This is a genomic window from Pseudanabaena sp. 'Roaring Creek', from assembly GCF_001402795.1.
Lineage (GTDB): Bacteria > Cyanobacteriota > Cyanobacteriia > Pseudanabaenales > Pseudanabaenaceae > Pseudanabaena.
This window is the reverse complement of record NZ_LIRE01000448.1, coordinates 1-4,578: the sequence shown is the minus strand read 5'-3', so window position 1 is coordinate 4,578 and position 4,578 is coordinate 1. Positions and strand designations below refer to the sequence as shown.

Genomic DNA, 4,578 nt, shown 5'->3' with positions numbered 1-4,578 from the left:
GGCTTGGTATTTGGCATGGAAATAGGAATCTATAACTTCGGGCAATAGAGAACAAGCAACAGTTTATCGCAATCACTCACCAACTGCATAATCCCAATTCCCAAAATGGCAACGCCATTTTGGGAATCTCAAAGCCAGAGGGCATACCGCCCGCGTAGCGGGCGGTACACCCTCTGTTTTTTGAAGGAACTATGGCTTCTTGCTTTTGGTTAAAATGCCAAACTTATGCAGCCTCTGGACGATTCCCTCAAGCAGTTGAGCATAACTGTGATTAGTTTTTTGCAAGATTTTTTGCACCGAACCGCTCAAGCGAATACATTCATCATCACTTAGATCCCTTGCCGTAATAATAATGATGGGAATTAGGGGCGTATCATAGCGCAGCCTTAGCAAATGCATAAATTCAAAACCATCAATATTCGGCATCATCAGATCTAGCAAAATTAGTTGTGGTAACTGCTTAGTCATAATTTCTAAAGCCTCATGTCCATCCTGAGCTTCCACCACCAGACAGTTTTCCTTCTCTAACATTCGCTTTAGCATGGCTCTGACATTTAGGTCATCTTCCACTACTAATACTGATAACCGAGTCTTTACTTCAGGGCGATACTTGTCAATGGTGGTAATGAGGCGATCGCGATCGATGGGTTTAAATAGATAATCATTTGCACCAATTTCGTACCTCTCATGGGTCTCATCATTGACTGTCAGTAAAATAATGGGGATTCCCGAGGTTAAAGGCTGCGATTTTAGATCCCTTAGCAACTCCCAACTATGGACAGATGAGGTTTGCATATCGAGAATAATTGCACTAGGAAGGATTTGATGGGCTAACTCCAGTCCATCAGTGATATTTAGAGATGAATAAATCCTAACTCCTAGATAGCTCAGATAGGATTGAGTACATTGGTGTAACATCAAATCATCGGCAACGATCAAAATCGATGGATAAGACTCATCTGAATTGGAAGGATTTGGTACGGAATATTCAGGCGATATGGGGGGAGATAATGGATCCTGAGGGGGCTTTAACGGTGATTGGGTTAACTTTTCACAATCGGTAGGTAGACAGATCGTGAAGGTCGATCCTTTGCCCAACTCGCTCTCTACGTGAATATCGCCACCCATCATTTGGCATAGTCTTCTGCTAATGGCAAGCCCTAAACCCGTACCGCCATATTGTCTTGTCGTCGAACTGTCAGCTTGATTGAAGGGTTGAAATAGGTTTTGTAAATTTTCTGGACTAATGCCGATGCCAGTATCAGTAATTGTGAAATAGAAAATCTCGCCTTGCAGGGAATTGAGACGGTTCACTTTGATTGTAATTTCTCCAGACTTGGTGAATTTACAGGCATTGCTTAAAATATTTAATAGAACTTGACGCAGTCTTGTCATATCAGTGCGAATGGAGCCAAGCTGCCGATCGCATTCGATATGGATTTGATTGCTGTTTTTGCTGAGTAAGGGTTCGATTGTTTTACAGGTTTCCCATACCAGCATCGGCAAATCGAAGTTGTCATAGTAAATTTCCAATTTACCCGCTTCGATTTTTGTCATGTCTAAAATATCATTAATCAAATCCAGCAGGTGCTTGCCAGATCGATAGATCTTTTGCAAATCTTCACCAAAATCATCTAATCCTAATAGAGCCGCGTCTTCCTGCAACATCTCGCTATAGCCAATGATCGCATTCAAAGGAGTGCGTAATTCATGACTCATATTGGCAATAAAGCTGCTTTTCGTCCGATTGGCTTCTAAGGCGCGATCGCGGGCTAGCGATAATTCCTCATTCATCAGCCTCAGGGATTCCTCATCGCGCTTGCGACGCATTAAGGCTCCTAACTGCATCGCGATCGCCCCAATCAATCCCACTAACTGTTGATCGCCATCATTGGGATTGCGGGTGAAAAAAGCGATGATCGCGACCACATTAGTGTCAGCACTGACGGGAATAGCCAGCCCCGACTGTAACCCACATTCTAGAGCAGGATATTTACGCAGAAAATTTAATTCTGTCTCTAGAGAGATATCCCAAATCCATTCGGGACGCTGATATTCCCAAACCCTTCCTGGAAAGCCAATGCCCGAAGGGAACGAAATCCTCTCACTCAGTTGGCGGAATTCTTCCAATCCTTCAAGGCTACTGTACCAAGCAGGACTACATACCAAAATTTGTTTTTCGTCTCCCGATGGTACCCAAGCCTCGCCATAGTCCCATCCTGTGAACTGGCAAATTTTCCGCAGGGCAATTTCTAAAGCCGTTTGAAAATCATTAACCGCACTAATTTCTAACGTTAAGCTCTGCAATAATTGCGATTCTTCCTCGGCTCTCTTTCGTTGCGAAATATCTTGTACGGTTCCTTCAAACCCAATCAAAACTCCATTAAAATCCCTTACTGCGCGAACGTTTTCGGAAATCCAGATTTTCGTACCATCGCGCCGATAAACCTGTGACTCAAAATTAGAAACGGTGTCATGGGTTCGTAAAATATTAATAAATTCTTGACGACGATTGGGATTGACGTAAATTTCGTTGGCGATATTGGTGACGGTATTAATTAGGGATTCTGAAGAGGGATACCCATAAATTTGCGCTAACATGGGATTCGCAATTAAGTAGCGGCCATCAATCGTTGTCTGAAAAATCCCCTCAACCGCATTCTCAAAAATACTCGTATATTTAGCTTCAGCATTTTCTAGATCGTTACGAAGCTGAGATGTTCTCGATTTTAATAGTTTATGAATTTCTGTCGCCTGTTGGACGACCTTCATTAACTCCTCGACCTTGTAGGGCTTAGTAATGTATTGAAAAACCTTTGATTGATTGATTGCTTCGACCAAATCCTTAATATCTGCATGGGCAGTTAAGATAATCCGTAGAGTATCGGGATACAGCTCGGCAACTTGACTTAAAAACTCCGTGCCAGACATCATCGGCATACGCTGATCGGAGACAATCACGGCGATATCTGGCTCGTTTGCTAAAATTTCTAACGCATCAAACCCATTTTTAGCTCGTAGGACTTGATAGCCTCGATGAAAAATGCGCTGAAGTAGATCTAAGTTGTCTGCTTCATCGTCAACAATCAATAATTTGGTTTTTTGTGAGCTATACATGTATGTAGTTACAAGGATTTTTTCGCATTAAGGTAAGCGCCTACAATAATTCTCATTATGGAACCAATTTCAAGATTTATGGCACTTGTGATGTGGCAAACCTGAAAATAGTTTTTGGTAGAAAGTACCCCGACAGCAGATTTTCTGTAAACCAAATTTTGATAATGAAAACTGAATCAATCAAATATTCCTGACAGCAATCTTCCCACGGAAAGGGCGAGGGGTTTGTATCCTTGCTAAAAGCAGAGACTCGACCGTTTATTTCAGTAGACTGGAAAACAATAGAGTTAATTTTTTTATAATTTAAGCAAAAAAATATGATGCAAATTGTAGTGACGGGTGCTACTGGATTTATCGGAGTAAAATTGGTCGAGCGTCTACAGTCCTTGGGCGATCGCATTATTGTCCTCGCTCGCAATTATCAAAAGGCAAGCTTACAATTTCCGCAGGCGGATTTCCCCAACGTGGAAGTAATTGGCTACAACCCCTTGGAGCTTGGGGAATGGACAAGGGTGATATCTGGCAGTGATGCCGTAATTAATCTCGCAGGAGAACCCCTTGCGGGGGTGCGGTGGACAGAAAATCGCAAACAGCAGATCCGCGATAGTCGTATTTTAACGACGAAAAAATTAGTTGAAGCGATCGCGAAATCCGATCAAAAACCACGAGTCCTCATCAGTGGTTCGGCGATCGGTTATTACGGCACTAGCCCTGATAAGTCCTTTGATGAATATAGCTATGCAGGCAATGACTTTCTGGCTAATGTTTGCAAGGATTGGGAAGCTGAAGCGGATGCCGTGACTGGCTTAGGTGTAAGGTTAGTTAAGCTGAGAACGGGAATTGTCTTGGGGCTAGGTGGGGCGATCGCCAAGATGCTACCGATTTTTCAGATTGGTGGTGGGGGTAAAATTGGTAGTGGTAAACAATGGTTTTCTTGGATTCATCGCGATGATCTCGTTAATCTGATCATCTATGCTTTGCAAGATGATCAGATCGTGGGTGCTTTAAATGGGACAGCTCCGCAAGCGGTTACCAATGAAGAATTTACCGTTGCTTTTTCTAAAGCGATTAAACGTCCAGCCTTTTTACCTGTGCCTGCGGCAGCATTGATTTTAGTGTTTGGTGAAGGAGCCACGGTTTTACTAGATGGTCAGCGCGTTGTGCCCCATAAAGCCCAGATTAATAAGTTCGCTTTCCGCTATCCCAATATTGATTCAGCCTTAGGTCAAATTTTTGCTTAATATTTTTACTTAGGGACTTGCGATTTAATGAAGTACCAAATATAAAACCAGAATCGGTGGCGCGGCGGAGCCGCGCCACCGATTCTGGTAAATCTGGATTGGCATCTTATTTTCTCGCAAGTCCCTTATAGCTAATGAGGACAAATCAAACGCCAAGAATTGAGTGGCGGCGCTTCGCGCCGCCACTCAATTCTTGGCGTTTATGTCCTAATACACTTGG

Annotated in this window: 2 protein-coding genes; one reads left to right on the top strand and one right to left on the bottom strand. The window is 43.0% G+C overall.

Going from position 1 to position 4,578, the window contains the following annotated elements; genetic code table 11:
* Nucleotides 1-189 precede the first annotated feature (189 nt).
* Nucleotides 190-3,117 (bottom strand): response regulator, encoded by a 2,928-nt coding sequence (locus AC805_RS14490; RefSeq protein ID WP_055076076.1) that lies wholly within the window; start codon nt 3,115-3,117, stop codon nt 190-192.
* Nucleotides 3,118-3,437: 320 nt separating this feature from the next.
* On the opposite strand from AC805_RS14490, the gene AC805_RS14485 reads away from it, so the two are divergent.
* Complete coding sequence (locus AC805_RS14485) at nt 3,438-4,358, top strand: TIGR01777 family oxidoreductase (protein ID WP_055076077.1); 921 nt, start codon at nt 3,438-3,440, stop codon at nt 4,356-4,358.
* Nucleotides 4,359-4,578: the final 220 nt, after the last annotated feature.

What these genes read in the sequence shown, in the direction of transcription:
- AC805_RS14490 (WP_055076076.1), bottom strand. Translation starts at nt 3,117, where the DNA reads ATGTATAGCTCACAAAAAACCAAATTATTGATTGTTGACGATGAAGCA.
- AC805_RS14485 (WP_055076077.1), top strand. Translation starts at nt 3,438, where the DNA reads ATGCAAATTGTAGTGACGGGTGCTACTGGATTTATCGGAGTAAAATTG.